Source organism: Pseudomonas sp. Irchel s3b2, assembly GCF_900187445.1.
Classification (GTDB): Bacteria; Pseudomonadota; Gammaproteobacteria; order Pseudomonadales; family Pseudomonadaceae; genus Aquipseudomonas.
In genome coordinates, this window is record NZ_FYEB01000029.1 from 1 (window position 1) to 1,920 (window position 1,920).

1 protein-coding gene is annotated in these 1,920 nt (G+C 60.2%); it reads left to right on the forward strand.

What is annotated here, in order from left to right; all coding sequences use genetic code 11:
* Positions 1-427: 427 nt before the first annotated feature.
* The gene (gene ltrA / locus CKW20_RS28815; RefSeq protein ID WP_095055911.1) at positions 428-1,849 is read left to right on the forward strand and encodes a group II intron reverse transcriptase/maturase; all 1,422 of its coding nucleotides are present in this window, start codon (positions 428-430) and stop codon (positions 1,847-1,849) included.
* Positions 1,850-1,920: the final 71 nt, after the last annotated feature.

Here is a 1,920-nt window from a genome sequence, read left to right on the forward strand (position 1 = left end):
GGTGCGCCAGGCATGGCGCGTTGCGCGCAAGCGCAACCCGCTTGGCTGTGGTGGCCAAGCGGGTGACTTGGAGGTGCAAGTCCTCTACACACCCGGCAAGGGGAAGTGTTAGCCAGAGGCAAGGGTGTCGCGGGTGACTGCGAATCTGAAGGAAGCCCGAGGCAAAATGCTGGCCTGACGAACAGGAAGCGGATTAGGCGGCGCAGCGGGGTAAGGTGGCCATGATCACTAAAGCCCAATACTTGCACGGAACGCTGTGACGTAGATCCGACAGGCATAAGCAGGAAGGTCGCGCGAATTACCCTGGGAGATCTGTGCGTTTGCCGATGTGCTACCGAACGTCGAGAGGCGACGGGATGAGCGTACAGAAGTCAGCCGAAGCCGTAGTAAGTGGCGGTTAACCGCGCCACCAAGGGCCGAACAGGTTATGCCGCCAGTAGGCGTCAGAGTCTCGTTGAATACCGAAATGCAGAAATTTCTCCCAGAGAAGACTGTTACTCCGAGTCCCGGACAGTATCCGAGGATGACGGCTGACAGCGCACAGGTATCGGCGGCGTCTGTGGCGTGGACGAACGCGGAGCCGGACACGCTGATGGCGCGGGTGCTTGCACCGGCCAACCTCAAGCGTGCGTATCAGCGCGTGGTCAGCAACAAAGGCGCACCGGGTGCCGATGGCATGACGGTCGACCAGCTGGCGGGCTACGTGAAACAGTATTGGCCGATCCTCAAGACTCGGCTGCTGGCCGGCGAGTATCACCCGCAAGGTGTACGCGCCGTCGACATCCCCAAACCCAAAGGCGGTACAAGACAGCTGGGTATCCCCAGCGTCGTGGATCGCCTGATCCAGCAGGCGCTGCTGCAACAGCTCACGCCAATCTTCGACCCTTTGTTTTCGGACTACAGCTACGGCTTTCGTCCGGGCAGAAGCGCTCACCAAGCCATCGAAACAGCCCGCGCCCATGTGGCAGCGGGTCACCGCTGGTGCGTGGAACTTGATCTCGAGAAGTTCTTTGATCGGGTCAACCACGATGTCCTGATGGCTTACGTGGCGCGTCAAATCGAAGACAAACGGGTGCTCACGCTGATCCGTCGTTATCTCGAAGCGGGGACGATGTCAGGCGGACTCGTCAGCCGACGGCAGGAAGGGACGCCGCAAGGCGGCCCGCTCTCGCCATTGCTGTCGAACATCCTGCTCAACGAACTCGACCGAGAATTGGAGCGGCGGGGTCATCGCTTCGTGCGCTATGCCGATGACGCCAACATTTATGTGCGTAGTCAACGGGCAGGCGCGCGAGTGATGGCCGGCGTTGAACGCTTCCTGAGCCAGCGCCTGAAACTGGTGCTGAACCGGGAAAAGAGCCGAGTTGCGGGGTCGTGGATGTGTGATTACTTGGGCTATGGGATGAGCTGGCATCAACAGCCAAGGTTGCGAGTGGCAACGCTGAGTCTGCGTCGCTTGCGCGACCGACTCAGGGATCTGCTGCGCGGAGCGCGGGGCCAGAAGCTGGCGAATGCCATCGAACGGATAAACCCCGTGCTGCGCGGCTGGGCTGGCTACTTCAAGCTAACTCAGAGCAGGCGGCCACTGGAGGAGCTTGACGGCTGGGTGCGACACAAACTTCGCTGCGTGATCTGGCGCCAATGGAAGCAGCCCTCAACGAGGGCGAGAAATCTGATGAGCTTGGGGCTCAGCGAAGCACGCGCCTGTAAATCAGCCTTCAATGGTCGCGGCCCATGGTGGAGCTCGGGGGCGCCTCATATGAATCAGGCGTTACCGAAGAAACTGTGGGACAACCTTGGTCTGGTCTCAATACTGGATACGATCAACCGGCTTAGCTGCATAACCTGAACCGCCGTATACGGAACCGTATGTACGGTGGTGTGAGAGGACGGCGGATGTAAATCCGCCTCCTACTCGAT

Bases quoted from the DNA above. Each gene is read 5' to 3' on its own strand.
- ltrA (WP_095055911.1), top strand. From the start codon at position 428: ATGCCGCCAGTAGGCGTCAGAGTCTCGTTGAATACCGAAATGCAGAAA.